At 29.0% G+C, this 23,601-nt stretch carries 23 protein-coding genes and 2 pseudogenes; 10 read left to right on the forward strand and 15 right to left on the reverse strand.

Going from position 1 to position 23,601, the window contains the following annotated elements:
* Positions 1–14: 14 nt before the first annotated feature.
* From AJ936_RS08245 to wlaTC, 3 genes are read left to right on the forward strand one after another with little or no spacing between them, the layout of a single operon-like run.
* A complete protein-coding gene (locus tag AJ936_RS08245; protein WP_070274353.1) occupies positions 15–788 on the forward strand; it encodes a glycosyltransferase family 25 protein in 774 nt (257 codons plus the stop codon).
* The gene (gene wlaTB, locus AJ936_RS08250; RefSeq protein WP_052825460.1) at positions 781–1,737 is read left to right on the forward strand and encodes a class E lipooligosaccharide biosynthesis protein WlaTB; all 957 of its coding nucleotides are present in this window, start codon (positions 781–783) and stop codon (positions 1,735–1,737) included. The genes AJ936_RS08245 and wlaTB overlap by 8 nt, the downstream gene beginning before the upstream one ends.
* On the forward strand, positions 1,734–2,693 hold the full coding sequence (gene wlaTC / locus AJ936_RS08255; RefSeq protein ID WP_070274355.1) for a class E lipooligosaccharide biosynthesis protein WlaTC: 960 nt from the start codon (positions 1,734–1,736) through the stop codon (positions 2,691–2,693). Before wlaTB ends, wlaTC begins: the two co-directional genes overlap by 4 nt.
* A gap of 2 nt (positions 2,694–2,695) precedes the next feature.
* On the opposite strand, the gene AJ936_RS08260 is transcribed toward wlaTC, so the two are convergent.
* On the reverse strand, positions 2,696–3,514 hold the full coding sequence (locus tag AJ936_RS08260) for a glycosyltransferase family 2 protein (RefSeq protein WP_070274357.1): 819 nt from the start codon (positions 3,512–3,514) through the stop codon (positions 2,696–2,698).
* Between the two features lie 58 nt (positions 3,515–3,572).
* On the opposite strand from AJ936_RS08260, the gene waaF reads away from it, so the two are divergent.
* The 3 genes from waaF to AJ936_RS08275 are packed head-to-tail and all read left to right on the forward strand — an operon-like array spanning position 3,573 to position 7,200.
* Positions 3,573–4,523: a lipopolysaccharide heptosyltransferase II gene (waaF, locus tag AJ936_RS08265; protein WP_070274359.1), complete on the forward strand. Its 951-nt coding sequence runs from the start codon at positions 3,573–3,575 to the stop codon at positions 4,521–4,523.
* Between the two features lie 52 nt (positions 4,524–4,575).
* The gene (locus AJ936_RS08270; RefSeq protein WP_070274361.1) at positions 4,576–6,075 is read left to right on the forward strand and encodes an MBOAT family protein; all 1,500 of its coding nucleotides are present in this window, start codon (positions 4,576–4,578) and stop codon (positions 6,073–6,075) included.
* Between the two features lie 9 nt (positions 6,076–6,084).
* The gene (locus tag AJ936_RS08275; protein ID WP_070274363.1) at positions 6,085–7,200 is read left to right on the forward strand and encodes a hypothetical protein; all 1,116 of its coding nucleotides are present in this window, start codon (positions 6,085–6,087) and stop codon (positions 7,198–7,200) included.
* A gap of 3 nt (positions 7,201–7,203) precedes the next feature.
* Here the strand turns inward: AJ936_RS08275 and gmhA are convergent, their stop codons facing one another.
* From gmhA to gmhB, 4 genes and pseudogenes are all read right to left on the reverse strand, one after another.
* Positions 7,204–7,764, reverse strand: coding sequence for a D-sedoheptulose 7-phosphate isomerase (gene gmhA / locus AJ936_RS08280; RefSeq protein WP_070274365.1), 561 nt, complete (start codon positions 7,762–7,764; stop codon positions 7,204–7,206).
* Positions 7,761–9,146 carry a D-glycero-beta-D-manno-heptose-7-phosphate kinase gene (gene rfaE1 / locus AJ936_RS08285; RefSeq protein WP_070274367.1) on the reverse strand — a complete coding sequence of 462 codons (1,386 nt, stop codon included), beginning with the start codon at positions 9,144–9,146 and terminating at the stop codon, positions 7,761–7,763. Before rfaE1 ends, gmhA begins: the two co-directional genes overlap by 4 nt.
* Complete coding sequence (rfaD, locus tag AJ936_RS08290; protein WP_070274369.1) at positions 9,139–10,092, reverse strand: ADP-glyceromanno-heptose 6-epimerase; 954 nt, start codon at positions 10,090–10,092, stop codon at positions 9,139–9,141. Before rfaD ends, rfaE1 begins: the two co-directional genes overlap by 8 nt.
* Positions 10,093–10,654 (reverse strand): annotated as a pseudogene (gmhB, locus tag AJ936_RS08295) (D-glycero-alpha-D-manno-heptose-1,7-bisphosphate 7-phosphatase).
* An 80-nt stretch (positions 10,655–10,734) separates the two neighbouring features.
* On the opposite strand from gmhB, the gene AJ936_RS08300 reads away from it, so the two are divergent.
* Positions 10,735–11,037: a cytochrome c gene (locus tag AJ936_RS08300; RefSeq protein ID WP_002870485.1), complete on the forward strand. Its 303-nt coding sequence runs from the start codon at positions 10,735–10,737 to the stop codon at positions 11,035–11,037.
* A 22-nt stretch (positions 11,038–11,059) separates the two neighbouring features.
* Here the strand turns inward: AJ936_RS08300 and ccoS are convergent, their stop codons facing one another.
* Both ccoS and AJ936_RS08310 read right to left on the reverse strand, forming a co-directional pair.
* Entirely contained in the window at positions 11,060–11,266 is a 207-nt protein-coding gene (ccoS, locus tag AJ936_RS08305; protein WP_002852798.1) for a cbb3-type cytochrome oxidase assembly protein CcoS, read from the reverse strand.
* Positions 11,263–13,620, reverse strand: a complete 2,358-nt coding sequence (locus AJ936_RS08310; protein ID WP_079861664.1) for a heavy metal translocating P-type ATPase — start codon at positions 13,618–13,620, stop codon at positions 11,263–11,265. Before AJ936_RS08310 ends, ccoS begins: the two co-directional genes overlap by 4 nt.
* A 108-nt stretch (positions 13,621–13,728) precedes the next feature.
* Between AJ936_RS08310 and rho the strand changes: the two genes are divergently transcribed.
* On the forward strand, positions 13,729–15,027 hold the full coding sequence (rho, locus tag AJ936_RS08315) for a transcription termination factor Rho (protein WP_002853705.1): 1,299 nt from the start codon (positions 13,729–13,731) through the stop codon (positions 15,025–15,027).
* 3 nt (positions 15,028–15,030) lie between these two features.
* Entirely contained in the window at positions 15,031–16,557 is a 1,527-nt protein-coding gene (locus tag AJ936_RS08320; RefSeq protein ID WP_002870483.1) for a DNA polymerase III subunit gamma/tau, read from the forward strand.
* Here the strand turns inward: AJ936_RS08320 and AJ936_RS08325 are convergent.
* From AJ936_RS08325 to AJ936_RS08355, 7 genes and pseudogenes are all read right to left on the reverse strand, one after another.
* A pseudogene (locus AJ936_RS08325) lies at positions 16,554–16,953 on the reverse strand (DUF2165 family protein). The gene AJ936_RS08320 and the pseudogene AJ936_RS08325 sit on opposite strands and share 4 nt — an antisense overlap.
* A gap of 129 nt (positions 16,954–17,082) precedes the next feature.
* The gene (gene copA, locus AJ936_RS08330; RefSeq protein WP_070274373.1) at positions 17,083–19,182 is read right to left on the reverse strand and encodes a copper-translocating P-type ATPase CopA; all 2,100 of its coding nucleotides are present in this window, start codon (positions 19,180–19,182) and stop codon (positions 17,083–17,085) included.
* Positions 19,182–19,376 carry a heavy-metal-associated domain-containing protein gene (locus tag AJ936_RS08335; protein WP_002870481.1) on the reverse strand — a complete coding sequence of 65 codons (195 nt, stop codon included), beginning with the start codon at positions 19,374–19,376 and terminating at the stop codon, positions 19,182–19,184. The genes copA and AJ936_RS08335 overlap by 1 nt, the downstream gene beginning before the upstream one ends.
* On the reverse strand, positions 19,366–20,316 hold the full coding sequence (gene czcD, locus AJ936_RS08340; protein ID WP_044794139.1) for a CDF family cation-efflux transporter CzcD: 951 nt from the start codon (positions 20,314–20,316) through the stop codon (positions 19,366–19,368). The genes AJ936_RS08335 and czcD overlap by 11 nt, the downstream gene beginning before the upstream one ends.
* 74 nt (positions 20,317–20,390) lie before the next feature.
* The gene (locus AJ936_RS08345; protein WP_002870479.1) at positions 20,391–20,654 is read right to left on the reverse strand and encodes a zf-TFIIB domain-containing protein; all 264 of its coding nucleotides are present in this window, start codon (positions 20,652–20,654) and stop codon (positions 20,391–20,393) included.
* 72 nt (positions 20,655–20,726) lie between these two features.
* Positions 20,727–21,221, reverse strand: coding sequence for a threonine/serine exporter family protein (locus AJ936_RS08350; RefSeq protein WP_002831613.1), 495 nt, complete (start codon positions 21,219–21,221; stop codon positions 20,727–20,729).
* Complete coding sequence (locus tag AJ936_RS08355; protein WP_002852826.1) at positions 21,218–21,994, reverse strand: threonine/serine exporter ThrE family protein; 777 nt, start codon at positions 21,992–21,994, stop codon at positions 21,218–21,220. The genes AJ936_RS08350 and AJ936_RS08355 overlap by 4 nt, the downstream gene beginning before the upstream one ends.
* Positions 21,995–22,060: 66 nt before the next feature.
* Between AJ936_RS08355 and AJ936_RS08360 the strand changes: the two genes are divergently transcribed.
* Positions 22,061–22,987 carry an L-lactate dehydrogenase gene (locus AJ936_RS08360; protein WP_070274375.1) on the forward strand — a complete coding sequence of 309 codons (927 nt, stop codon included), beginning with the start codon at positions 22,061–22,063 and terminating at the stop codon, positions 22,985–22,987.
* On the opposite strand, the gene AJ936_RS08365 is transcribed toward AJ936_RS08360, so the two are convergent.
* Complete coding sequence (locus AJ936_RS08365) at positions 22,984–23,586, reverse strand: DedA family protein (RefSeq protein ID WP_002870476.1); 603 nt, start codon at positions 23,584–23,586, stop codon at positions 22,984–22,986. The two genes, AJ936_RS08360 and AJ936_RS08365, sit on opposite strands and share 4 nt — an antisense overlap.
* Positions 23,587–23,601 lie beyond the last annotated feature (15 nt).

A 23,601-nucleotide genomic window follows, 5' to 3' on the forward strand; every position in this document is an offset into this window, starting at 1 on the left:
ATAGGTTTTTATTTATGAAATTTTTTATAATCAATTTAAAAATAGCCGAAGATAGAAAAGAATATATGCAGAATTTATGTTTAAAGCATAATTTAGATTATGAAATCATACAAGCTGTTGATGGAAAAGAGTTGGATAGTGATTTTGTAAAAAATATCAGTGATTTTTCTTTATCGGAAAAATATTTAGGTAGAACTTTAAGTCTTGGTGAGATAGGGTGTGCTTTATCCCATAAAAAATGTTTTGAAAGAATGTTTGAGCTAAATTTAAATGAGTGTTTAATACTAGAAGATGATGCTTATTTTGATGAAAAATTAAATTATATTTTAAGTTTAAAAGATAAATTTCCAAAAGATTTAGAATTATTCTTACTTGGTCATTATAGGCAAGTTTATTTAGATGATGGATTTCGTATAGAAAGCCCATTTTCTTTAAGATATGATTATAAAATAGATGATTTTTATCATGCAAAAAGATTAGTTAGTGGTGGCAATGGAACCCATGGATATTATATCAATAAAAATGGTGCCTTAAAAATGTATAAATACTTAGAAAAAATAATATTTCCATATGATCATTGTACTAGTAATGATAATATAATAAATGTATATGCTTTATATCCTGTTGTTATAACTACTGATGAGATATTTGGAGCCCAAACTTATGTGCAAGATGATAATAAAAGAAGATATAGAAAAAGAAGTAAAATTTCAAAATATATAAAAAAGATAAAAAATAAAATCATATTTTTTATACCTAGTTTAAAAAAATTGAGAAAATATGAATAATTTTGTATTATATAGCTTGTATTTTATTTATTCTGCATTTTTCTTAAATAAACATAGAAGAATTATAAAAGGTAAGATCTTATATCAAAAAGAACATGAGAATATAGCTAATTATTTGGAAAATACTTATATAAAAAAATACTTTGAAAATAAATTAGATAACATACAGATAAAAAAAACACGGAATATAAATGGTAAAAAAATAATATGGCAATTTTGGTATCAAGGTATTGATAATGCACCTTGCATTATAAAAAAGTGTTTTAAATCTGTTCAAAAATATAAAGGTAATTATGAAGTTGTTTTACTTGATAAAGATAATATAAAAGATTATTTAATATTTCCTGATTTTATTTATCAAAAAATTGATGATAAAAAATTTGGAGAAAAAACGATAACTATTTTTTCTGATTTATTAAGAGTTTCTTTGCTCAATAATTATGGTGGAATTTGGCTAGACGCTGGTATGTTTTTAAGCGGAGAAATTCAAAAAGAAATTTTAGATCAAGATTTTTTTATTTTTCATAGATCTACAAAAAAACCGCAAGATTACAAAAATTGGATAAATTTTAATTACAATTTTTTTTCTTGGGATGAGAAATTTAAAGTTAATATTGTAAATGGTTTTATATTATCAAATAAAAATAATGAGATTATGAAGATAATGCAAGATATATTGATTAATTATTGGAAATATGAGAATAAATTAGTATATTATTTTATGTTTCAAATATTGTTTGACACCTTAAAGAAAAAGTATTTAAATTTAAATTTATACATAACAAATGATACAGATATTCATCTCTTGCAATATCATGCAAAAGATAAATATAGTGATAAATTATGGAATGATATAAAAAATAAAACAAGCATACATTCATTAAAAATTTTTAAAAAAATTAGAAAACATTCCATGATAGATAAAATATTATTTAAGGATACAATATGATCGATAATGAAATTACGATAGTAACAGCTTTTTATGATATAGGTAGAAAAGATATTAAAAATTTTGAAAGAGATAATGATAAATATTTATCTTATTTTGAATTTTTAGCAGGTATCAAAAATAAAATGATTATATACACCCAAGAAAATATAAAGGAAAAAATTTTAGATACAAGAAAAAAACATAATTTAGAAGACAAAACCATAATAATAACCAAAGAATTACAAGAATTTGATGAGCAAGGTTATAAAAAAATAATAGATACTTTTAAAGATTATAATCAAGGTATAAATAGAAAAAATCCAAATAATATAGAATGTATTTCTCCTATGTATTGCTACCTTATGTATTTAAAACCTTTTTTTGTATGTGATGCTATACAAAGAGGTTTGACTGATGAGAATATAATGTGGCTTGATTTTGGTTTTAATCATGGAGGAAATTTTTTCGTAGATAAAGATCAATTTAACTTTTATCTACAAAAACAAAATAGTATAGATGAAAATAAAATTAATCTCTTTTCAATAAAAAATGATGATAAACAAACTTTAGCAAACATTTACTTTTCCATGGAAACATTTTTAATAGGTGGTATTATATTCGCAAAATCAAAAAATTGGCTCTTATTTAAACATCATATGCAAAAATGTATAAAATATTTTACCTCATTTGGAATAATTGATGACGATCAAATAATGCTTTTATGGTGTGCTAGAAATTATCGAAAAAATTATAACATTATAAAAGTTTATTTTTGGTTTGATTCTTTATATCATTTTATACCACAAAATATTGCAAAAAAATTAAAAATAAATACAAATCAAATTAAGTATTATAAAATAATCAAAGAAAAATTAAAAGAAGATTTTAATAATAAAAATATAAAAAATATATTTATAAATTTAATTAAATATTGCTATTTTAAATTTATAAATAAAAATCATAAAGTATTATAAAGCTAAATCTTATTTGCTCTCATACATAAACTCTTTTCCTCTCTCTCCAAAACTTCAAATAATTTCTGATGAAATTCATCATGTAAAAACTCTTTTGATAGTTTTTTTATAATTTCATTGCTTTTCTTTTTATCGTGATAATTTTGATTTAAAATTTCTTTATTTTTGTTTTCATATCTTCCATTTGGATTAAATTCATAATGATAAATACAAGTTTTAAAAACAGCTATTTTATCACAAAACATAAAATAAACATAACAAAAAAGCACATCTTCACCATAACTCAAACGCTCATCTATTTTAATTTTTTCAAAACTTTTTAAGATCATATCTTTTCTAAAACATTTCGCCCAAACCGACCAGCAAAAATGCCTTTGGTTATTTAAAAAATCTAAAAATTCCTTTTGATTAAAAACTTCATCTTGTTTAAAACGATAAAATTGTTTGGTTTTTACCCTATGCACAAAGGCATCAAAACAAAGCAAATCAAAACCTTTTTTCATCTCTTTAAACGCTATTTCACAAGCATCAGGTGTCAAAAAATCATCGCTATCCAAAAACATTATAAAATCAGAACTAGAATGCAAAACCCCCAAATTTCTACTTGCAAAAGTGCCTAAATTTTCCTCATTTTGAAAGATGTTTATTCTTGGATCTTTTTTAGCAAATTCTAAAACCATATTTAAACTATCATCTTTACTTTTATCATCGATAATCAAAATTTCAATATCTTTTAAAGTCTGATTTATGCAACTTTGCAAAGCTCTTAAGATAAAATCGCAAGAATTAAAAAGCGGGATTATGATAGAAAGTTGTGGCATATTTTTCCTAAATTTTGTTAAAATAATAAAAACAATTCTATCAAAGTTTAGGAAATTTATGAAAATTTTTATACACCTTCCCACTTGGCTAGGCGATGCGGTAATGGCTTCACCTGCTTTATACGTTATAAAAGAACATTTTAAAAATGCTCAATTTATCCTTTATGGCTCTTTGGTTTCCACGGCACTTTTTAAGGAATTTCCTAATTCTAAAATCATCATAGAAAATAAACAATCCCGCTATAAACAAGCCCTATCTTTACGCAAAGAACTTGGCAAAATCGATTTTAGCTTTGCTTTTAGATCTGCGTTTTCTTCTAAGATTATCTTGCATATTCTCAAAACAAAACAAAGATATTTTTTTGACAAAAACAAGCACAAAGAAGAACATCAAGTATTAAAATACCTTTATTTTATAGAAAACTCACTTAGTATAAAAGCTCATTTTAAAGACTTAAAACTTCCCTTTAAACTAAAATTTCAAAACCCTCTTATCTTAAGAAATGGTAAAAAAATTCTAGGACTCAACCCTGGTGCAAGCTTTGGAAGTGCAAAAAGATGGGATGCGAATTATTTTGCTAAAGTGGCTTTAAATTTCAGCCAAAGTCATGAAATTTTAATCTTTGGCGCAGGAAAAGCCGAACAAGAACTTTGTAATGAAATTTATCAAATTTTAAAAGAACAAAACATAAAAGTAAAAAATCTTTGCAATAAAACCACCATCAAAACCCTTTGTCAAAATATCGCTTTTTGCGATCTTTTCATCACAAATGACAGTGGACCTATGCACATAAGTGCGGTTTATAAGGTAAAAACCGTAGCTATTTTTGGCCCTACGAAATTTACTCAAACTTCACCTTGGCAAAATGAAAACGCAAAATTAGTGCATTTAAATCTAGCTTGTATGCCTTGTATGCAAAAAACCTGTCCTTTAGAACACCACAAATGCATGAAAGATTTAAAGCCTGAAAAGGTGATAGAAGAAATTAAAAAATTAAGCACTCCATAAAAAAATTTTAGTTAGAATAAAAATTTATTGCAAAAATTTTATAGGGTTGCTTATGCTTTTTAGCTCTTTTATTTTTATTTTTATTTTCCTGCCTTTAACCTTATTAGGTTTTTATGTATTAAAAGCTTTGCAATATTATACAAGTGCAAAAATATTTCTAATATTAGCTAGTTTATTTTTTTATGCCTATTTTAAAATTGATTATATTTTCATCTTAACCTTTTCAACCTTGATAAATTTTTTTCTTGCAAACCTTATCTTAAGAAAAGAAAATAATGGGACAGGATATACTTTACTTTATCTAGGTATTATCTTCAACCTTTGCTTGCTAGCAATCTTTAAATATACAGACTTTTTTTTGGAAAACTTTAATCTTTTTTCCAAACTTGCTCATTTAGACTTTAATATTCCTTTACCACATATTTTACTACCTTTAGGAATTTCATTTTTCACTTTTCAACAAATTGCATTTTTAGTGGACTGTTATAAAAAAAGTAATATTGAGGATTTATTGGAAAATAAAAAAGTTGATTTTATAGATTATTGCTTATTTATCAGTTTTTTTCCGCAACTTATCGCAGGTCCTATAGTCCATCATAAAGAAATGATGCCACAATTTCATTCTTTACTTAATAAAGAAAAAGCTTTAATCGATTGGGAATTAATAGCAAAGGGCTTGTTTATATTTTCTATAGGACTTTTTAAAAAAGTTTACATAGCTGATAGTTTTGCTTCTTGGGCAAATGCAGGATTTACAGTTGTGCAAAATGGAAATTTTTTAAATATTTTTGAGGCTTGGGCAACAAGCCTTTCGTATACTTTTCAACTCTATTTTGATTTCAGTGGATATTGTGATATGGCCATAGGATTAGCTCTTTTTTTCGGCATAGCTTTACCTATAAATTTTAATTCTCCATATAAAGCTTTAAATATAGCTGATTTTTGGCGAAAATGGCATATTACTTTAGGAAGATTTTTAAAAGATTATTTATATATCCCTCTTGGAGGAAATCGCTTTGGAAAATTTATCAATCTACGAAATCTTTTTATCGTAGCTTTTTTAAGCGGAGTATGGCATGGAGCCGGATGGGGTTTTGTTATATGGGGAATTTTACACGCTATAGCTATGATAAGCCATAGAATTTATAGTTTTTGGACTAAAGGCAAAACTTTTTTAAATTCGAAAATTTATAAAATTATATCTTGGTTTATCACTTTCAATTTTATCAATATAGCTTGGATTTTCTTTAGAAGTGAAAATTTACAAGGGGCTATAAACCTCTTAAAATCAATGTTTGGGGTAGTTTGGGTGGAATTGCCGTTAAAATTCAAAGCAGGGCTTTTATTTAAAAAAATAGGCGGAAATGATACAATGGTAGGTTTTATTTTAGTCTCCTTTATACTATGTATTTGTTTTAAAAATAGCATTAATATGCTTCAAGATTTTAAGTCGAGCTTTAAAAATTCCCTTATTATAATGTTTTTATTTTATATAGCTTTAATTACTCTTATTGCTACACCATATACCGAATTTATCTATTTTAATTTTTAAGGAAAAATATTGTTTACTTCTGATAAAAAATTCATTCTTTTTTCTTTATTATGTCCTTTGCCTCTCGTAATAATTCTTTTTACATTGCTTTATATTCGCGATCCTTTTTGGTTCTTTCATCCACCATATTTTAGAAAAGAAACTTACATGAAAGATATGAGAATGCAAGCTAGAGGACTCATTCTGTACAAAGATTTTGATTCTGCTATAATAGGCACTTCTATGCTTGAAAATACCTCTGCTAAAGAAGCAAACAAAAAACTAGGAGGTAATTGGATAAATCTATCTTTAGGTGGAAGCACATTTGCATTAAGAGCGGTAATTTTAGATTATTTATTTAAACATAAAGATATTAAAAACATTATTTATTCTTTAGACATTAGAGCTTTAAATGAACTTGAAACACCCAAAGACAAAAACTTTATTTCACTCTACAATGATAAAACTATTGATTTATTTAAATTATATCTCTCAAGTCGTTTTATTAATTGTGCTATATTTTTTTCAAAAAAAGAAAAATGTATAGGAAAAGATAATTTAGATACTTTAACAAATTGGTTTTTAGAAAATAAAAACCACTTTGGAGGTATTGAATACTGGAGTAAAGAATGGTGGCATGATAAAAATTTTCAAAATGAAATTTTACAAGCTCAAAATTTTCAACCAAATTTTGATATAGATATTTCACATTTTAAAAATTATACAAAAAAATATCTCTTAAGTTTTATTAAAAAATATCAAAAAACGCAGTTTTATCTTATTATACCAAGTTATTCAAGATTAAACTATAGAAAACTCAGTTATGGGGAATATTATAATAAAGATAGTGCTCTATTTTCAAACTATTATGCTATTTTAAGTTGGATTATACAAGAAACTCAAAGATATCCTAATGTAAAAATATATGGATTTGATGATTTGGACTACGCTGACAACATAAAAAATTATAAAGATCCTGCACATTACAATACTGATATGAACTCTATGCAACTTAATGCCATAAGAGATAATACGCATATTTTAAATATCCAAAATATAGTTAAATATCTTAATACAATGGAAAGGAAAATTAAAGAATTTGACTTAACACCATTTGTAGAGTATATAAAAAATCAAAATTTTTGAAAATTAAAAACCTTCATCTATAATCTGACAAAGTGTGTGTATGATTAAAATATGCATTTCTTGAATTCTAGCCGTATCATCGCTTGGTACGACAAGATTATAATCACAAAGCTTATTCATCATTCCACCACCCTTTCCGCTAAGCCCTAAACAAAGCATATTAAGTTCTTTTGCTTTTTTAAAAGCTTCTAAAACATTAGGGCTTTTTCCGCTCGTTGAAATGCCGATTAAAACATCATTTTCATTTCCTAAAGCTTCCACTTGTCTTAAAAAAACAAACTCAAAACCATAGTCATTTCCTATAGCACTAAGTGCTGAAGTATCGGTTGTAAGTGCTATACCTGCTAAAGCCTTGCGTTCTTTTTTATAACGCCCACTAAGTTCAGCTGCAAAATGTTGGGCATCAGCTGCACTTCCACCATTTCCGCAAATCAAAATCTTGCCACCTTTTTTAAGACATTCACATAAAAGCTCACCTACTTTAGCGATTTGTCCTTTTAAAATTTCACTTTCTTGAACGATTTTTTGATGTTCTTGCCATTCTTTTTCCACTAAATTTATCATTTTTTATCCTTAATCTTTTCTATGATCTTACTCGTACTAAATCCTTCTTCAAAGTCGATTAATTCAACCCTTGAAACGATATCCGCACCCACAACAAGCTTATCTTTATAATCAGCTCCTTTAACCAAAATATCGGGTTTTAAAAAGCTTATAAGCTCTAAAGGCGTATCTTCATCAAAAATCACCACAAAATCTACAAAATAAAAAGCTGCCAACATACAAGCTCTTTGAAACTCTGAATTTATAGGACGACTCTCACCTTTGAGTCTTTTCACACTCGCATCTGAGTTTAAGCCCACAATCAAAACATCGCCCAATCTTTTAGCTTTCTCAAGATATTTTATATGTCCAAAATGCACTATATCAAAACAACCATTTGTAAAAACAATCTTTTTATCATTTTGTTTTAAAAGTGTTAAAAGTTCTTCTTTGCTTTTGATTTTTTTCTCAAAATCCACACGCTTAAAACTCTTAATCTCATCAAAACTCACACTCACGCTACCTATTTTACTTACCACAACAGCTGCTGCTTCATTAGCGAGTTCACAAGCTTTAAAAATTTCAATCCCATTTGCCAAACAAAAAGCTAAAACGGCGATCACACTATCGCCCGCCCCTGTTACATCATAAACTTCTAAGGCTTTAGCAGGTGCGATTTTTAATTTCTCATCAAAAAGTGCAATCCCCGCTTCTGAAAGAGTGATAATAGAATAACGCAAAGCAAAATCTTCTTTTAATTTTTTAATCCCTTTTTCTAAATTTTCACCCTCTAAATTTTCAAATTTCAAAGCCTCTAAAGCTTCTTTTTTATTAGGTGTAAGTAAGGTTGCACCGCTATATTTACTAAAATCACTACCTTTAGGATCAACTAAAACAGGGATGTTTAAGAAATTTGCTTTTTCTATCACAGCCTTGCAAACCTTAGGCGTTAAAATACCCTTAGCATAATCGCTTAAAACCACAGCTTTAAAATCTTTGATCTTTTCATCAAACAAAGCTATAAGTTCATTTTCAAGTAAAATTTCACTTATATCTTCTTCATCTAGTCTTAAAACCTGCTGATTGTGCGCCATAATGCGATTTTTAAAAGGGGTTTTGCGTCCTTTTTGGATCAAAAATTCTCCTTTTAAATTTTCTTGTAAAAATTTCCCACTCTCATCATCGCCCACAACACCAAGTGCAAAAACATCAGCACCTAAACTTTTCAAATTTGCATAAACATTCGCAGCCCCGCCTAATCTTTTATCTTCTTTAAGAGTTTTAGCTACCAAAACAGGGGCTTCAGGGCTGATACGCGAACAATCACACCAAGTGTAATTATCCACCATAAAATCCCCTATAATTAAAATTTTAGGTTTTTGCTGACTTAAAAACTCAAGCATTTGCTTCCTTTTCAAAAAGTCTTTTTATCTCACCTAAATAATCTTTTACCCCTTCTTCTAAAGTGAATTTTGGCTGATAATCCCAAGTTTGATCTAGTTTTGCTTCAGTGTGGAATTGATAAGATTTTACATAAGGATTTGGGATATATTCGCAAGGCAAATCAGTCTTTAACTCTTTTTGCAAAATATCAACTATATCTTGAAAAGTTCTTGCTTTACCACTGCCTACATTATAAACTCCACATTTTGAATCAAGGGCGATTAAATTGGCATTAATAACATCTTTGATATAGGTAAAATCTCTATAAATTTTATCACTTCCTTCAAACAAGCGTGGATTTTTTCCTGCTAAAATTTGATGGCCAAATTGCAAAACCATAGAAGCGGTTTTGTTTTTATAAAATTCGCCTTTTCCATAAACATTAAAATATCTAAGTCCTACTAAATGGGCTTTATCGTAGTATTTTTTCGCTAGCTTGTCCATCATCAATTTTGAAAAAGCATAAGGATTTTTTGGTTCTTCATCTTTACCTACAGTTTGTGGACTTTTTGCATCACCATAAACCGAAGCTGAACTTGCATAAATAAGCTTTGCATTAAGATCTATGCTAAGTTCTATAAAATCTTTAAAAGTATTTAGATTGGTTTGTAAAACCTTAGTTTGATCAAAAACTGTAGTGTCTGAAATTGCTGCTTGATGAAAAATAATCTCTGGCTTAAAATCTTCAATCTTTTTTAAAACTTTTTCATCATTAATATCACCTGTAAAAAGTTCTCCATCAAATTCAAGTAAATTTTTAAAATGTCCAAAACTTTGCAAATTTCCATTTTCAAAAGTCGCACTACTACGCATTTTATCTATAATTAAAATTTCATGTTTTTCTTGCAAGTTTAAAGCTAGCTGCGAACCTATAAATCCCGCACCACCTGTGATTGCTATTCTCATTTAAATGTCCTTTTCTTTAAAAAAGCTTAAAATTTCTTTTAAATTCTTAAATTGCTTAAAAAAATCGCCTTCTTTTTTTTCTTCATTGACTAAAATCAAAGTGCCAATATCAGCATTTAATCCTGCTTGCATATCGCTTAGATTATCTCCGATAAAAATAGAATTTTTCATATCTAAATCAAACTCATCTTTTGCTTTTAAAAGCATTCCTGCTTTAGGTTTGCGACATTCACAACCTTCTAAATGCGGACAATGATAAATTTTATCAATTTTTATATCTTGTTTAGCAAATTCTTTAAGCATATAATCACAAAGCTTAAAAAAATCACTTTCCTTGTAATATCCTCTTGCAATGCCTGATTGATTTGTCGCTATAAAAAGCAAATACTTTTTAGCTAAAAAATATCTACAAAGTTCAAAAATTCCATCACAAAATTCAAAATCTTCTATTTTATAGACATATTTTTTATCTATATTAATCACACCGTCTCTATCTAAAAATAATGCTTTTGTTTTCATAAAAAACATTATAATATAGCTTTTTTAAAAAGAAAATAAACATTATCTTTAATTTCTTAAGATTTTTATAAAAATAAAGATATATAATACCTAGCAATCTAATTTTTACTAAGGAGAAAACAAATGAAAAAATTATTAGTAGTTTCTGCTTTGGCATGTCTTGGTGTTTCTGCTTTTGCTGCAGATGGTGCTACACTTTTTAAAAAATGTGCAGTATGTCATGGTGCAAAAGCAGATAAAGTTTATTTAAACAAAGTTCCAGCTTTAAAAACTCTTTCTTCTGCTGAAAGACTTCAATACATGAAAGAATATTCAGAAGGCAAAAGAAATGCTTATGGTCAAGGTGCGATCATGAAACTTAACCTTAAAGGTTTAACTGAAGAAGATTTTAAAGCTATCGAAGCTCATATTGAAACTTTAAAATAATTTCTAAAAAAGGCTTTTCTTTTTAAGAAAGCCTTTTTTTATCCAAAGCTTCTTTTTTACGCCTTTCTAATTCTATAGCATCACGCAAAGAATCCTCATCATCATTTAAAGTAGTAAATTTATAATCATCATCAAATTGTTTATTTTTAATCCCCCAAAGCAAAGTTGCCAAAATGATAAAAAACGCTAAGATAGAAACCCCTATCATCATCATGATTATACTATTCATTCTTTAATCCTTAAAGCATTTAAAATAACTATTATACTACTAAAAGACATAGAAATAGCAGCGAATAAAGGATTAATCATACCCAAAAAAGCCAAAGGTATGGTACAAGCATTATAAAACAAAGAAAAAGCAAGATTTTGCTTGATAATTTTAAAGGTATTTTTAGATAATTTGATGGCTTTTTTTAAAGAAAGCAAGTCATTTTTCAAAAGTAAAACATCACTACTTTCTATAGCTAGATCACTTCCTTCTCTTAAAGTCATCGAAACACTTGCATATTTTAAAGCTAGTGCATCATTTACCCCATCACCTACAAATAAAACTTTGTAATTTTTGCTTAAATTTTCTATAGTTTTCATTTTATCTTCTGGCAAACAAGAAGCTTGATAATTTTGAATTTCTAACTTTTTAGCGATTTTTTCCACTGCTTTTTGATGATCGCCACTTAGTATCATTAATTCTTTCTTTTCTTTTTTAAGATAAGCGATAAGCTCTTTTGCACCTTCTCTTAAAACACTATCAAACTCAAAAGAAGCTAAAATTTTACCTTCCTTAGCAAAAATAAAATGTGTATTATCAAATTCTTTAGCCACAATACCCTTTTCTTGCAAAAATTTAGAACTTCCGCCTAAAAGCAACCCTTCATTTAACTCAGCACTTAAACCTTTAGCTTGAATGCTCGAATGCTTTTTAAAATCCAAATTTAAATTCTTAGCTCCTTTTTGCTTTAAATACGACGCAATATTTTGAGAGATAGGATGTTTAGAAAGTTTTACAAAATTATAAAGCTCATTTAAATCAAGCGCTTCATCTAAAAAAACCTCTTTAAGTTCAAGCTCTATTTTGGTTAAAATACCCGTTTTATCAAACACCACGCAATCACATTTGCTTAAATCTTCTATCACGCTAGAACTTTTAAACAAAATATGTTTTTTCAAAGCTCTACCTAAAGCTACAAGATTGCTCACTGGTGTTGCTAAAGCCAAAGCACAAGGACAAGCGATAATCAAAACTGCAATCGCATTGACTAAAGAAATTTCAAAACTCTCTTCCTTATAAAAAAACCAAAAAGCAAAACAAACAAAAGCGATCAATAAAACCGTTCTAGAAAAATAAGCCGAAAGACTATTGACCAAACTTTCAAGTTTTGCTTTTTTAGAACTTGCAAGTTCTAAAAGCTGGATAATTTGACTGAGTTTTGAATCCTTGTAAAGCTTTGTTGCTTCATACTCCACACTTCCATCAAGCACTATACAAGCTGAAAAAATTTCATCTTCTTTTTGTATGAGTTTTGGAATACTTTCTCCGTTTAAAGAAGAAGTATCCACACTCATTTCACCACTTTTACAGATCCCATCGATTAAAATTTTATCTCCAGTTTTAAGCAAAATTCTATCCCCTAAACAAACCTTTTGCACTTCTTTAGGAACAAATTCTTTACCATCAAAAACCAAAACTTCATTTTGCAAAAAATCATTAAGCCCATCTATAGTATCTAAAGCACGCTTTTTACTAAACATCTCAAGATATTTACCTATAAATACAAAGCAAACTATCATCGCCACAGAGTCAAAATACACCTCCCCTACCCTAAAAAACATAGCCCATAAAGAATAAATATAAGCCAAACTCGCTCCACTAATTACCAATACATCCATATTTAAACTATGCATTTTTAAAGTTTTAAAAGCGCTTTTATAAAAATGAGATCCCGTATAAAAAAGCACAGGAGAACAAAGGATAAATTCAGCAAAATTTAAAATATCCTTAGTATCCTTATCCATACCGCTAAAAAATCCTGCGTATTTTGCCACTGCTATCCACATGATATTCATCACACAAGCTATAGCCACAACAAGCTTAGAATAAAATTCCCTTTTTAATAAATCCGCTTTTTTTGAAGCCTTGCTCGCATCATAAGCACTCGCTTTATAGCCTATACTTTCAATAAGTCTTAAAATTTGCACCAAAGAAATACTTTGTTCATCAAAAACAATGCGTGCTTTATGGCTTAAATGATTGATATCAAGTTCTAAAATTCCTTCTTGCTTGGTTAAAATTTTCTCATTAAGCCACACACAAGCTGCACATTCTATACCGTGTATCATGAGATAAATTTCACTAAATCCTTCTTTAGTTTTAGTAATAAACTCATCATAATTTTTCATTTCATTTTGGAAATTTACAGGGCTTAAAGTTTGATTTCCAAGCTTTTCATAAAACTCATCTAATCCACTTTCATGTAAAATTTCCCAAACGCTCTCACAACCCTTACAACAAAAAAATTTACCCTTATACTCTATCATTTGAGCTTGTTTATAATCAAGTCTGCAATGTTCACATTTCATAATCATTCTTTAAAAAAATATTTTTTATAATTATAAACAAATTTGACAAAAAGTGTACTTTTTTACTAAAATCACATTTTACAAAAATTATTCTGCTAAATCTTACGAGGACTTATGGAAAAAGAAAAAAAACAACATCAAAGAACCCACGTTCCAGTGGAAGGTTATAAAATCGAAGAATTAAAATTATTAGATTTAGAAAATCTAGTTAAAATCGCTAATGAATGTGAAATCGAAAACCCAAGAGAATTTCGCCGTCAAGAACTTATTTTTGAAATTTTAAAAGCACAAACAAAAAAAGGCGGTTTCATACTTTTTACAGGGATTTTAGAAATTTCTTCTGAAGGTTATGGCTTTTTAAGAGGCATGGACTCCAATCTTAGCGATAGTGTTAATGACGCTTATGTTTCAAATTCGCAAATTAGAAAATTTGCTCTGCGTGTAGGCGATATCGTTACAGGACAAGTTAGAGAACCTAAAGATCAAGAAAAATACTACGCTCTTTTAAAAATTGAAGCGATCAATTATCTGCCTTTACAAGAAGCCAAAGAAAGACCTTTATTTGATAACTTAACCCCTATTTTTCCAACAGAAAAAATCAAACTCGAATACGATGCTATGAAGCTTACAGGTCGTGTTTTGGATCTTTTTACTCCTATAGGAAAAGGGCAACGCGGACTCATCGTTGCTCCACCACGCACAGGTAAAACAGAGCTTATGAAAGAACTTGCTACTGCTATTGCAAAAAACCACCCAGAAATGCATTTAATCGTGCTTTTAGTCGATGAAAGACCTGAAGAAGTTACCGATATGCAAAGATGTGTAAAAGGCGAAGTTTTTAGTTCTACTTTTGATTTACCTGCTTATAATCATGTGCGTGTAGCTGAACTCGTGATAGAAAAAGCCAAAAGAATGGTAGAAACAGGAAAAGATGTTATCATCTTACTTGATAGTATCACAAGACTGGCACGTGCTTATAACACCGCAACTCCAAGCAGTGGAAAAGTCCTAAGCGGTGGGGTAGATGCTAATGCTTTGCACAAACCAAAACGCTTTTTTGGTGCAGCTAGAAATATAGAAAATGGAGGCTCTTTAACCATAGTTGCTACAGCTTTAATTGACACAGGTTCAAGAATGGATGATGTGATTTTTGAAGAATTTAAAGGCACAGGAAATAGCGAAATAGTTCTTGATAGAAATATTGCTGATAGAAGAATTTATCCTGCGATTAATATTATCAAATCAGGAACAAGAAAAGAAGAATTACTCCAAGGCGTAGCAAATCTTCAAAAAATTTGGGCGATCCGTTCGGCGATTTCTCAAATGGATGATGTTGAGGCATTGAAATTTTTATATTCTAAAATGCTTAAAACCAAAGATAATGTAGAACTTTTATCTATAATGAACGAGTAGAAAATGCTTCAAGCTTTAGCGATTAAATACAGACCAAAAACCTTTGATGAACTCATAGGACAAAAAACAGTTAGCGTAAGTTTAAAATACGCTCTAAATCATAATCGCTTAGCTCATGCTTATCTTTTTTCAGGACTTAGAGGAAGTGGAAAAACTTCGAGTGCTAGAATTTTTTCTCGTGCTTTAGTTTGCGAACAAGGGCCAAGTGATACTCCATGTGGCACTTGCAAGCACTGTCTTGCAGCACTTGAAGGCAAACATATAGACATTATAGAAATGGATGCTGCAAGCAACCGTGGACTTGAAGACATACAAACCTTAATCGAACAAACCAAATACACCCCTTCCATGGCAAGATTTAAAATTTTCATCATCGATGAAGTGCATATGCTTACCCCACAAGCTGCAAATGCACTTTTAAAAACCTTAGAAGAACCACCAAGCTATGTTAAATTTATACTTGCAACCACAGATCCTTTAAAACTTCCAGCCACTGTGCTTTCTAGAACACAACATTTTCGCTTTAAACAAATTCCACAAAGTGAAATTTTAAATCATCTTAAAAAAATTTTACTTAAAGAAAATGTTAAATTTGAAGAAGAAGCTTTAAAATTCATAGCAAGAAGTGGCAATGGATCTTTAAGAGATACTTTAACCTTGCTTGATCAAGCCATTATTTTTTGTCAAAATGAAATCAGCATTAGTAAAATTACAGATATGTTAGGCTTTTTAGATCCTCAAAAAATCAAAGCCTTTTATCAGGCTATTTTAACAAAAGACAAAGAAAAAGTTTTTGCATATTTAGAAGAATTGCAAGACTATGAAGCTTCAAGCGTGATTGATGAAATGCTTTTTTATTTAAAAGAAAGTTTTTTTGCAAAAAGTACAGAATTTTCTACTTTAATTTATGAAAGATTTTTCCGTATTTTATCAAAAGCTAAAAATATGCTTTGCGATGATGATGGCTTTACGCTTTGTGTTATGGCTTTTATGATGATGGAAGCAAGTCATTTAAAAGAAATTGACGCACAAATCCAAGAAATCAAACAAGAAAATATAACAAATACTACACCTAAGATCACACCTTCTCCTATCATGCCTAATCTTGAGAAAAAAATAGAAAAAAATGCTTATGAAATCTTGCTTGATAGTATTTATGATAGGGATTTTGATCTTGCAGAATGCTTTAAACAAAGCACAAAATTTATTAGTTTTGAAAGCAATACTTTAAATATAAGCTCAAACGCACAAGGACAAAATCGCGATACGCTCAATAAAGGTTTTAAACTCATACAAGAACTTTTTAAAGCTAAATTTGGAGAAAATGCAAAAATTAATGTGCAAAAAGCACTAACAATTGATGAAAATAAGCTTCAATCCTTAACTCAAGAATTACCAAACAGTGAAAATAAAAACAATATTCAAAGTTCTATTAATATGCTTAAAGAAGGAGCTAAAAAATTTGACCCACAAGAAGATCTTAAAGAGGCTCTTAAAGATTGTTTTGGGGAGCCTAGTATAGAAAATTAATCATCATTTTTAAGAGAGATGAAAATCAAAGCTAAAAACATATAAGTTACCAATCTTGTAGCACCAGGCAAACCATTCCAAACATTACTCATCCACATTTCAAACCATTCTGCAGCAACAAGTTAAGGAAATAATCCCAAAAATCTTAGCGTTAAGAAAGCTTTGAGCATCTAAATTTCTAGCTTTAAACATATCATAAGCACCTTTTAGGGCTGTTAAGGTAATAAAAATTTCAAAAAGAATAATTATTATATAGCCTATATGATGAATCACAGGAGAAGTAATAACCCCATAAACTATAGCATTACCTAAATAATCAGACTTTATATCCGTACTCATCACATGCGAAACAAATTGGAAATTAGAATTATAATCTGTCACATTTCTAAAAACCACTATACCTGCTAACGATGCAACAATAAGCAAAATAATAATTTTTGAAAATCAAATCATTTTACTTATGCAAAAACATTTTTGTTACATTTATACCATTTTAATAATATATTATTAATAAAAATTAAATTTTTAAATTCTTTTAAGCCTTAAAGAATTAAGTACCACAGCAACAGAACTAAAACACATTGCAAGTGCTGCTATATGAGGACTTAAAGTGATAAAAGGTACAAATCCTGCTGCGATAGGAATGCAAAGTACATTATAAATAAAAGCCCAAAAAAGATTTAGCTTAATAATCCTGCGTGTTTTTTTAGCAAGTTTAAAACATTTAAAAATCGCTGATAAATCATCTTTTATCAAGATAAAATCTCCTGTTTTTTTTGCAAGTTCATTTGCCTTTGAAAAACTCATACTCACGCTTGCAGCAGATAAAGCCGCCGCATCATTGATCCCATCTCCTACAAAAAGAGTTTTTTTAAATTTTTGAATGATTTGTAGTTTTTCTTCACTCTTAAGTTGGGCATGAAATTCGTCTATTTGTAATTCTTTAGCTATTTTTTCTACATTTTTTATATGATCACCACTTAAAATAAAAGTTTTAAGATTTTGCCCTTTTAAATTTAACACAAGCTCTTTGGCCCCATCTTTTAAAGCATTGCTTAACAAAACACCACCTAAACACTTTTTATTCTTAGCAAAATACACCCTAACATATTCTTTAAAAGAATCAAAAAAGATATCGCTTTCTTTTGTGTCAATTTCATTTTCGTGCAAAAACTCCGCACTACCTACAAGATAAATATCATTATCTTCTTTGTATTTTATACCAGAACCCACAATCACTCTTCCCTCGCCCTTTAAATCAAAAATTTGATCTTTATGCAAAGCCTTGGCTATAGGATGAGAGCTTAAACTTTCAATTTGACATAATTTATCAAAATCATCTTTAGAAAGATTGTGCTTAAAAATACTCAAATTTTCCTTTGTTAATGTACCTGTTTTATCAAAAAAAGCGTACTTAACTAAGGCTAATTTTTCTAAAGCAGCAGGATTTTTAATAAGAATGAAATTTTTTGCCGCATTTGCACTTGCCACAACCAAAGCTATAGGCGTTGCAAGCCCTAAAGCACAAGGACAAGAAATCAAAAGCACAGCACAAGCGTGTAAAAAAGCTATATTTAAATCCGCTTTTACCGCCCAAAAAACAAAAACTAAAAAAGCAAAAAATATTATACCCCCTACAAAGTATTTAGAAATTTGATCTGCTAAATTTGCCAAAGGACTTTTGATATTTCCTGCTTCAAAAACTAGATTTTTGATTTGTTCTAAAGTACTATCCATAGCCTTTTTGTTTGCTTTGATCCTTAAAGCGCCATTTAAAACTACTGCTCCTGCTTGAACTTCATCGCCTTCTTTTTTTAAAACAGGCAAAAACTCTCCATTTAAAAAACTCATATCAAGCTCTGCGCTCCCTAAAAGCACTACTCCATCTGCAACAATGCTTTCTCCTTCTTTTACCAAAAGCACATCGCCACTTTTGACAAAAGAACTTGGAATTTCTTTAATACTTTCATCTTCAAGCAAAATTTTTGTCTTTTTTGTATCTATATTTTCCAAAATTCTTTGATAATCTTGTGCTTTAAATTTAGCTTTACTTTCAAGATATTTTCCTAAAAGCACAAAGGAAATAATCATCATTGCACCACTAAAATACAAATCTTCTTCTTTAAAAATTTGCAAATACACTAAAAAAGAATACACAAAAGCACTCAAAGTCCCTAAAGCTACAAGGGTATTCATATCTAAATTTTTACTTTTAAGTCCTAAAAAAGCATGAGAAAAAAAGTCTCTCCCGCAATAAAATATCCCAAAAAAACTCAAAGCCATTTGGATATTTTGCGAAAAAGAACTTTTAACAAACATTTCAAAATACATAATAATCACACTCAAAACTATACTTAAAAGCAAATTTTTTCTTAATTCTAAGTGTTTTTTTGCCTTGTATGCGTTCAAGCTTTGTTCATCTTCTAAAATTTCAAAGCCTAAATTTTTAATTTTTGCGATGATATCTTTGCGTTTTTCTTGATCTTCAAGTAAAAAAACTCCGCTAGAATTCACATAAGAAACACTAGCATCTTTAACACCATCAATTTTTTTACAAGCTCTTTCTATAGCGTTAGAACAATTAACGCAAGTCATTTTACCTATTTTTATACGCAATTCTTCCATTATAAACGCTCTATGATCTCAAAACCTAAATCTTGAAATTCTTTTGTAAAATTTGATACTTGATTTTCTTCTAAATTTAAACTTAAAATTTTTTGCTCCAAATCTACTTCTATATTACCAAATTCATCTTCAAGAGAATTTTTGATCAAATTTACACAATTCATACAATTAACATTTTTTACTTTAAATTTCATTTTCACTCCTTATAGGATGTATGGTAATGTGCCCGATTTCAAATTCATGTAGTAATTTATGGGATAAATCCTGAGATAGTTTTTCAAATTCCTTTAGATCGTAAACTTTCACTTTTAAGTGCATAGAAGCTACTAGCATTTTATTGGTGATTTGAGTAATATGCAAATCCACTACCTCATCCACACTAGGATTTAAAAGCAAAACTTGTCTTACTTTTTCTATATCCACAGGAGAACTTTCAAGTAAGACATTAGCGCTTTGTTTAAGCAAGATAATTGCCCATCTTAAAAGCAAGATTGATAATACAATAGCTAAAATCGTATCTATATAAACAATACCACTGAAATACACCGCTATTCCACCTATAATAACCACTAAAGAACCCAATAAATCACTCATCATATGTAAAAAAGCGGACTTCATATTGACATTTTCTAAATTTGCACCCTTAAACATCATCAAAGCATTAATCCCATTTACCAAAAAGCCCAAAATAGCTACAATTATCATGGTTTTAGCGTCAATTTCTTTTGGATTAATAAATTTTTCTATAGCCTCATAAATGATAAATAAAGCCGATAAAATAATGGTTAAAGCATTGACAAAAGCCACTAAAACTTCAAGACGAAAGTACCCAAAGGTCTTTTGATGATCTTGCCATTTTTCTACAGCTATGATGGCTAAAAAACTAAGAGCTAAGGCAAAAACATCAGAAAACATATGCAAAGTATCGCTTAAAAGTGCCAAAGAATTTGAAAGGATTGAATAAATAAATTGCACAAGCATCATAGAAAAAGTCATTAAAAGAGAAATTTTTAAAATCTTTTTATCCATACTCCTTGCATCAGCATGGGAATGATGATGTTCATGAGAATGTTCTTCGTGATTATGATTACAAGATTTGTTAGCTAAAGGCTCGTGTGATAAAAATTTATACATTTTATATCCTTTTTGCTTGACATTTTAAGATATTAAGCTAAAAAGAATATAAATATTTGTTATTCTTATAAAAATTAAAAGTCAAAAAGTTCGCCTAACCAACTTTCTTTCTTTTTCTTTTTATAGTAATCATTGTGCTGATGATAAGCTGAGTTATTATATCTTGACTCTTGTCTTGAAGCTTGGTTAAAATTTGCTGTATTAGGGACACTGCGTTCTATGATTTTGTCAAGTTCTCCACGATCAAGCCAAACGCCACGACATTTTGGACAATAATCAATCTCAACTCCACTCCTATCGCTCATAACCAAATCCACATTGCAAACTGGACATAACATACAATACCGCCTTTTTTTAAATTTTTGATTTAAAATTATAAAAAGAAATACTAAACAATTTTACAACAAGTTTTAATGTTTTTTTGCATGTCTAGTCATCATAAAACTTTGTTCAAAAAATATAAGCAAAGTAACACTCACTCCTATAGCTAGAGCCAAAGTCACAGAAACAGTTGTAAAAAAATAATCAAAAAATTGAACCAAAAATTCAGACTTAGCCTTCAAATCATCACTGCGTATAAAAGAAATAAGATACAAAATCGCTTTATAAGCATAAATTCCAGGTATCATAGGAATAAGAGCAGGAAAAGCGATAATTTCAGCAGGGGTTTTAATGATTTTTGCTAGAACAATTCCTAAACATCCTATGCAAAATGAAGCAACAAAAGTTGCGATTGCTAAAGTTTGAAAATGAAAATATTCCACCAAGGTAAAACGAAGCCCATGTGCAATTGCTGCTAAAAGAGCAGATAAAATAAGGGTTTTTAAAGGTGGATTGCAAGCATAAGCAAAGCCAAATCCCGCCACAGCAGCAAAAAACATATCTCTTAAAATAAATTCAATCATCTTAAAATCCCAAAATCCGAAATACTAAGCGTCATGTAAATTCCAAGTGCTATACAACAAATCAAAATAGCCACGCTGATAATACGACTAAGCCCCATTAAAATATGATCTTTTAATATATCAATCACAGAATTTATAAAAAATACCCCTGGTATAAGATATAAAATACTAGAACCCAAAGCCACATCAGAAGTATTGGTATATCCCATATCCAGTCCAAAAAATACAAACCACGATGAGATAAAAGAACAAAGGATGTATTGAATTCTTAAATCAATCTTTGCTTTAGTTAAAATATATCTTAACAACAATCCCACGAAAGTTGCAAAAAACACCAAATTTCCAGCGCCAAAATCACCGCCAAAAAGCCTACAAAAAGCCGAATTTGCCATAGAAACAAATAAAAGATTAAGCAAATAAGAATGCTTTTTTTGTTGAGAAATTTGCCCAAAAACGACTTTTGCTTTTTCAAGATCGTATTTGTGATCATATATAGCCCAGCTTAAAGCACTTAAATCAAAAATAAGTTTAAAATTAACATGGGCATGATGATTGGGTATGACATAAGTTCTTTGAATGGAGTTATCATCCATATCTACAACATTTAAAGTAATATGATGAAAAAAGAAATTGATATTTATCTCATAGCCATAAACCTCGGCTATTCTTCCTACGCATTTTGCCACCCTAGCTGTATAAGTTCCAGCACCTAGTAAAGTTTTAGTATATATGATTAAAAAATTAGTTAATCTTTGTATATCAGGTTTTTCCATATTTTAATAATCTTTGATTGAATTTGTTATAATTATAGCAAATTTTAAAATAAATAAGGAGAAAAAATGGCAAAAATCGGTATAGTTGGTTTAGGTTATGTAGGAGCTGCTAGTGCTTATAGCATAGTTACTCAAGGTATTTGTTCAGAACTTTACTTATATGATATAAAACAAGATTTAGCTCTAGCTCATGCAAGAGATTTGGAAGATATGTCAGCCATTCATTTTTCTTATACAAAAATTTTTCATACACTAAATTTAGAAAATTTAGCTTCTTGTGATATTATCATTTTAGCTTTTAGAAAAGAAAGTTTAAAAGAATTACCTAGTCGCTTAGTAGAACTTCAAAACAATATCCTCGAACTTAAAGACATTGTTTTAACCTTAAAAAATGCTAATTTTAAAGGCAAATACATTATCGCAACAAATCCAAATGACACCATAACTTACTACACTCAAGTATTAAGCCAATTACCTAAAAATCATGTTTTTGGTAGTGGAACAAATTTAGATAGTTCAAGACTTAAGAAATTTTTAGCCAAAGATTTAAACATAAATTCAAAAGATATTTTTGCTTGTATGATTGGCGAACATGGAGATTCTCAGTTTGCAGCACTTTCTAATGCAAGCGTTTTAGGACAAAATTTATTAGATTTTTATAAGCAAAAATTAGGCAAAGATTTAGACATACAAGAACTCGAAAAAGCTGTGATTAGCGAAGGATATTTCATCTATGAACGCAAAGGAAGAACAGAATTTGGCATAGGAACTTCTTGTACAAATTTAGCCAAAGCCATCCTAGAAAATAGAAAAAGTTTACATCCTGTAAGTGTGGTTTTTGATGATATAGCTTTTTCAATGCCCGCTATCATAGGAAAAGATGGTATAGAAAAGGTTTTTGAATTAAAATTCAATGAAAAAGAAAAAATAAAATTAGAAAATTCAAAACAACAAATCAAAAACGCTATACAAAGCGTAAAAGATAAAATTTAAGCCTTTTTAAAAGGCTTTTTGATTTTGATATAAATTAAACTTGCTAAAATCACAAAAACAATTATAATGATTAAAATTTGAGTTAAATAAGTTTTAATCAACTCTTCATTTTGTCCTATATAATAACCCAAAAATACAAGTATAGCCATCCAAATAGCACTACCAAGTGCAGTAAAAAGTATAAAATTTACAAGTTTCATTTTTACCAAACCTGCAGGCATAGAGATGTACTGACGAATTCCTGGTAAAAGACGACAAGTAAAGGTTGAAAATTCTCCATGTTTGTTAAAAAATTCTTCAAATTTAGCAAATTTGGCTTCGTTTATACCAAAACACTTACCCCATTTTAATACAAAATTTTTACCCCAAAAAAAGCAAATATAGTAATTAATCAAAGCCCCTAAAACAGAACCTAAAGTCCCACTAAGTATACAAAGAGTGATATCAAGTTCTCCTTTATGTGCCAAATATCCAGCAGGTATCATAACAACTTCACTTGGAAAAGGTATAAAACAACTCTCTAAGGTCATTAAGATAATAATACCCAAATACCCCCAAGCACTAGCCGTCTCAACAATAAAAGAAATGATTTCTTGCATATTAGCCTTATTTGA

Source organism: Campylobacter sp. BCW_6877, assembly GCF_001762445.1.
Taxonomy (GTDB): domain Bacteria; phylum Campylobacterota; class Campylobacteria; order Campylobacterales; family Campylobacteraceae; genus Campylobacter_D; species Campylobacter_D jejuni.

Excerpts from the sequence above, each read along its gene's own strand:
- AJ936_RS08245 (WP_070274353.1), top strand. The coding sequence starts at position 15 with ATGAAATTTTTTATAATCAATTTAAAAATAGCCGAAGATAGAAAAGAA.
- wlaTB (WP_052825460.1), top strand. The coding sequence starts at position 781 with ATGAATAATTTTGTATTATATAGCTTGTATTTTATTTATTCTGCATTT.
- wlaTC (WP_070274355.1), top strand. The coding sequence starts at position 1,734 with ATGATCGATAATGAAATTACGATAGTAACAGCTTTTTATGATATAGGT.
- AJ936_RS08260 (WP_070274357.1), bottom strand. The coding sequence starts at position 3,514 with ATGCCACAACTTTCTATCATAATCCCGCTTTTTAATTCTTGCGATTTT.
- waaF (WP_070274359.1), top strand. The coding sequence starts at position 3,573 with ATGAAAATTTTTATACACCTTCCCACTTGGCTAGGCGATGCGGTAATG.
- AJ936_RS08270 (WP_070274361.1), top strand. The coding sequence starts at position 4,576 with ATGCTTTTTAGCTCTTTTATTTTTATTTTTATTTTCCTGCCTTTAACC.
- gmhA (WP_070274365.1), bottom strand. The coding sequence starts at position 7,764 with ATGATAAATTTAGTGGAAAAAGAATGGCAAGAACATCAAAAAATCGTT.
- rfaE1 (WP_070274367.1), bottom strand. The coding sequence starts at position 9,146 with ATGCTTGAGTTTTTAAGTCAGCAAAAACCTAAAATTTTAATTATAGGG.
- rfaD (WP_070274369.1), bottom strand. The coding sequence starts at position 10,092 with ATGAGAATAGCAATCACAGGTGGTGCGGGATTTATAGGTTCGCAGCTA.
- AJ936_RS08300 (WP_002870485.1), top strand. The coding sequence starts at position 10,735 with ATGAAAAAATTATTAGTAGTTTCTGCTTTGGCATGTCTTGGTGTTTCT.
- ccoS (WP_002852798.1), bottom strand. The coding sequence starts at position 11,266 with ATGAATAGTATAATCATGATGATGATAGGGGTTTCTATCTTAGCGTTT.
- AJ936_RS08310 (WP_079861664.1), bottom strand. The coding sequence starts at position 13,620 with ATGATTATGAAATGTGAACATTGCAGACTTGATTATAAACAAGCTCAA.
- rho (WP_002853705.1), top strand. The coding sequence starts at position 13,729 with ATGGAAAAAGAAAAAAAACAACATCAAAGAACCCACGTTCCAGTGGAA.
- AJ936_RS08320 (WP_002870483.1), top strand. The coding sequence starts at position 15,031 with ATGCTTCAAGCTTTAGCGATTAAATACAGACCAAAAACCTTTGATGAA.
- copA (WP_070274373.1), bottom strand. The coding sequence starts at position 19,182 with ATGGAAGAATTGCGTATAAAAATAGGTAAAATGACTTGCGTTAATTGT.
- AJ936_RS08335 (WP_002870481.1), bottom strand. The coding sequence starts at position 19,376 with ATGAAATTTAAAGTAAAAAATGTTAATTGTATGAATTGTGTAAATTTG.
- czcD (WP_044794139.1), bottom strand. The coding sequence starts at position 20,316 with ATGTATAAATTTTTATCACACGAGCCTTTAGCTAACAAATCTTGTAAT.
- AJ936_RS08345 (WP_002870479.1), bottom strand. The coding sequence starts at position 20,654 with ATGTTATGTCCAGTTTGCAATGTGGATTTGGTTATGAGCGATAGGAGT.
- AJ936_RS08350 (WP_002831613.1), bottom strand. The coding sequence starts at position 21,221 with ATGATTGAATTTATTTTAAGAGATATGTTTTTTGCTGCTGTGGCGGGA.
- AJ936_RS08355 (WP_002852826.1), bottom strand. The coding sequence starts at position 21,994 with ATGGAAAAACCTGATATACAAAGATTAACTAATTTTTTAATCATATAT.
- AJ936_RS08360 (WP_070274375.1), top strand. The coding sequence starts at position 22,061 with ATGGCAAAAATCGGTATAGTTGGTTTAGGTTATGTAGGAGCTGCTAGT.
- AJ936_RS08365 (WP_002870476.1), bottom strand. The coding sequence starts at position 23,586 with ATGCAAGAAATCATTTCTTTTATTGTTGAGACGGCTAGTGCTTGGGGG.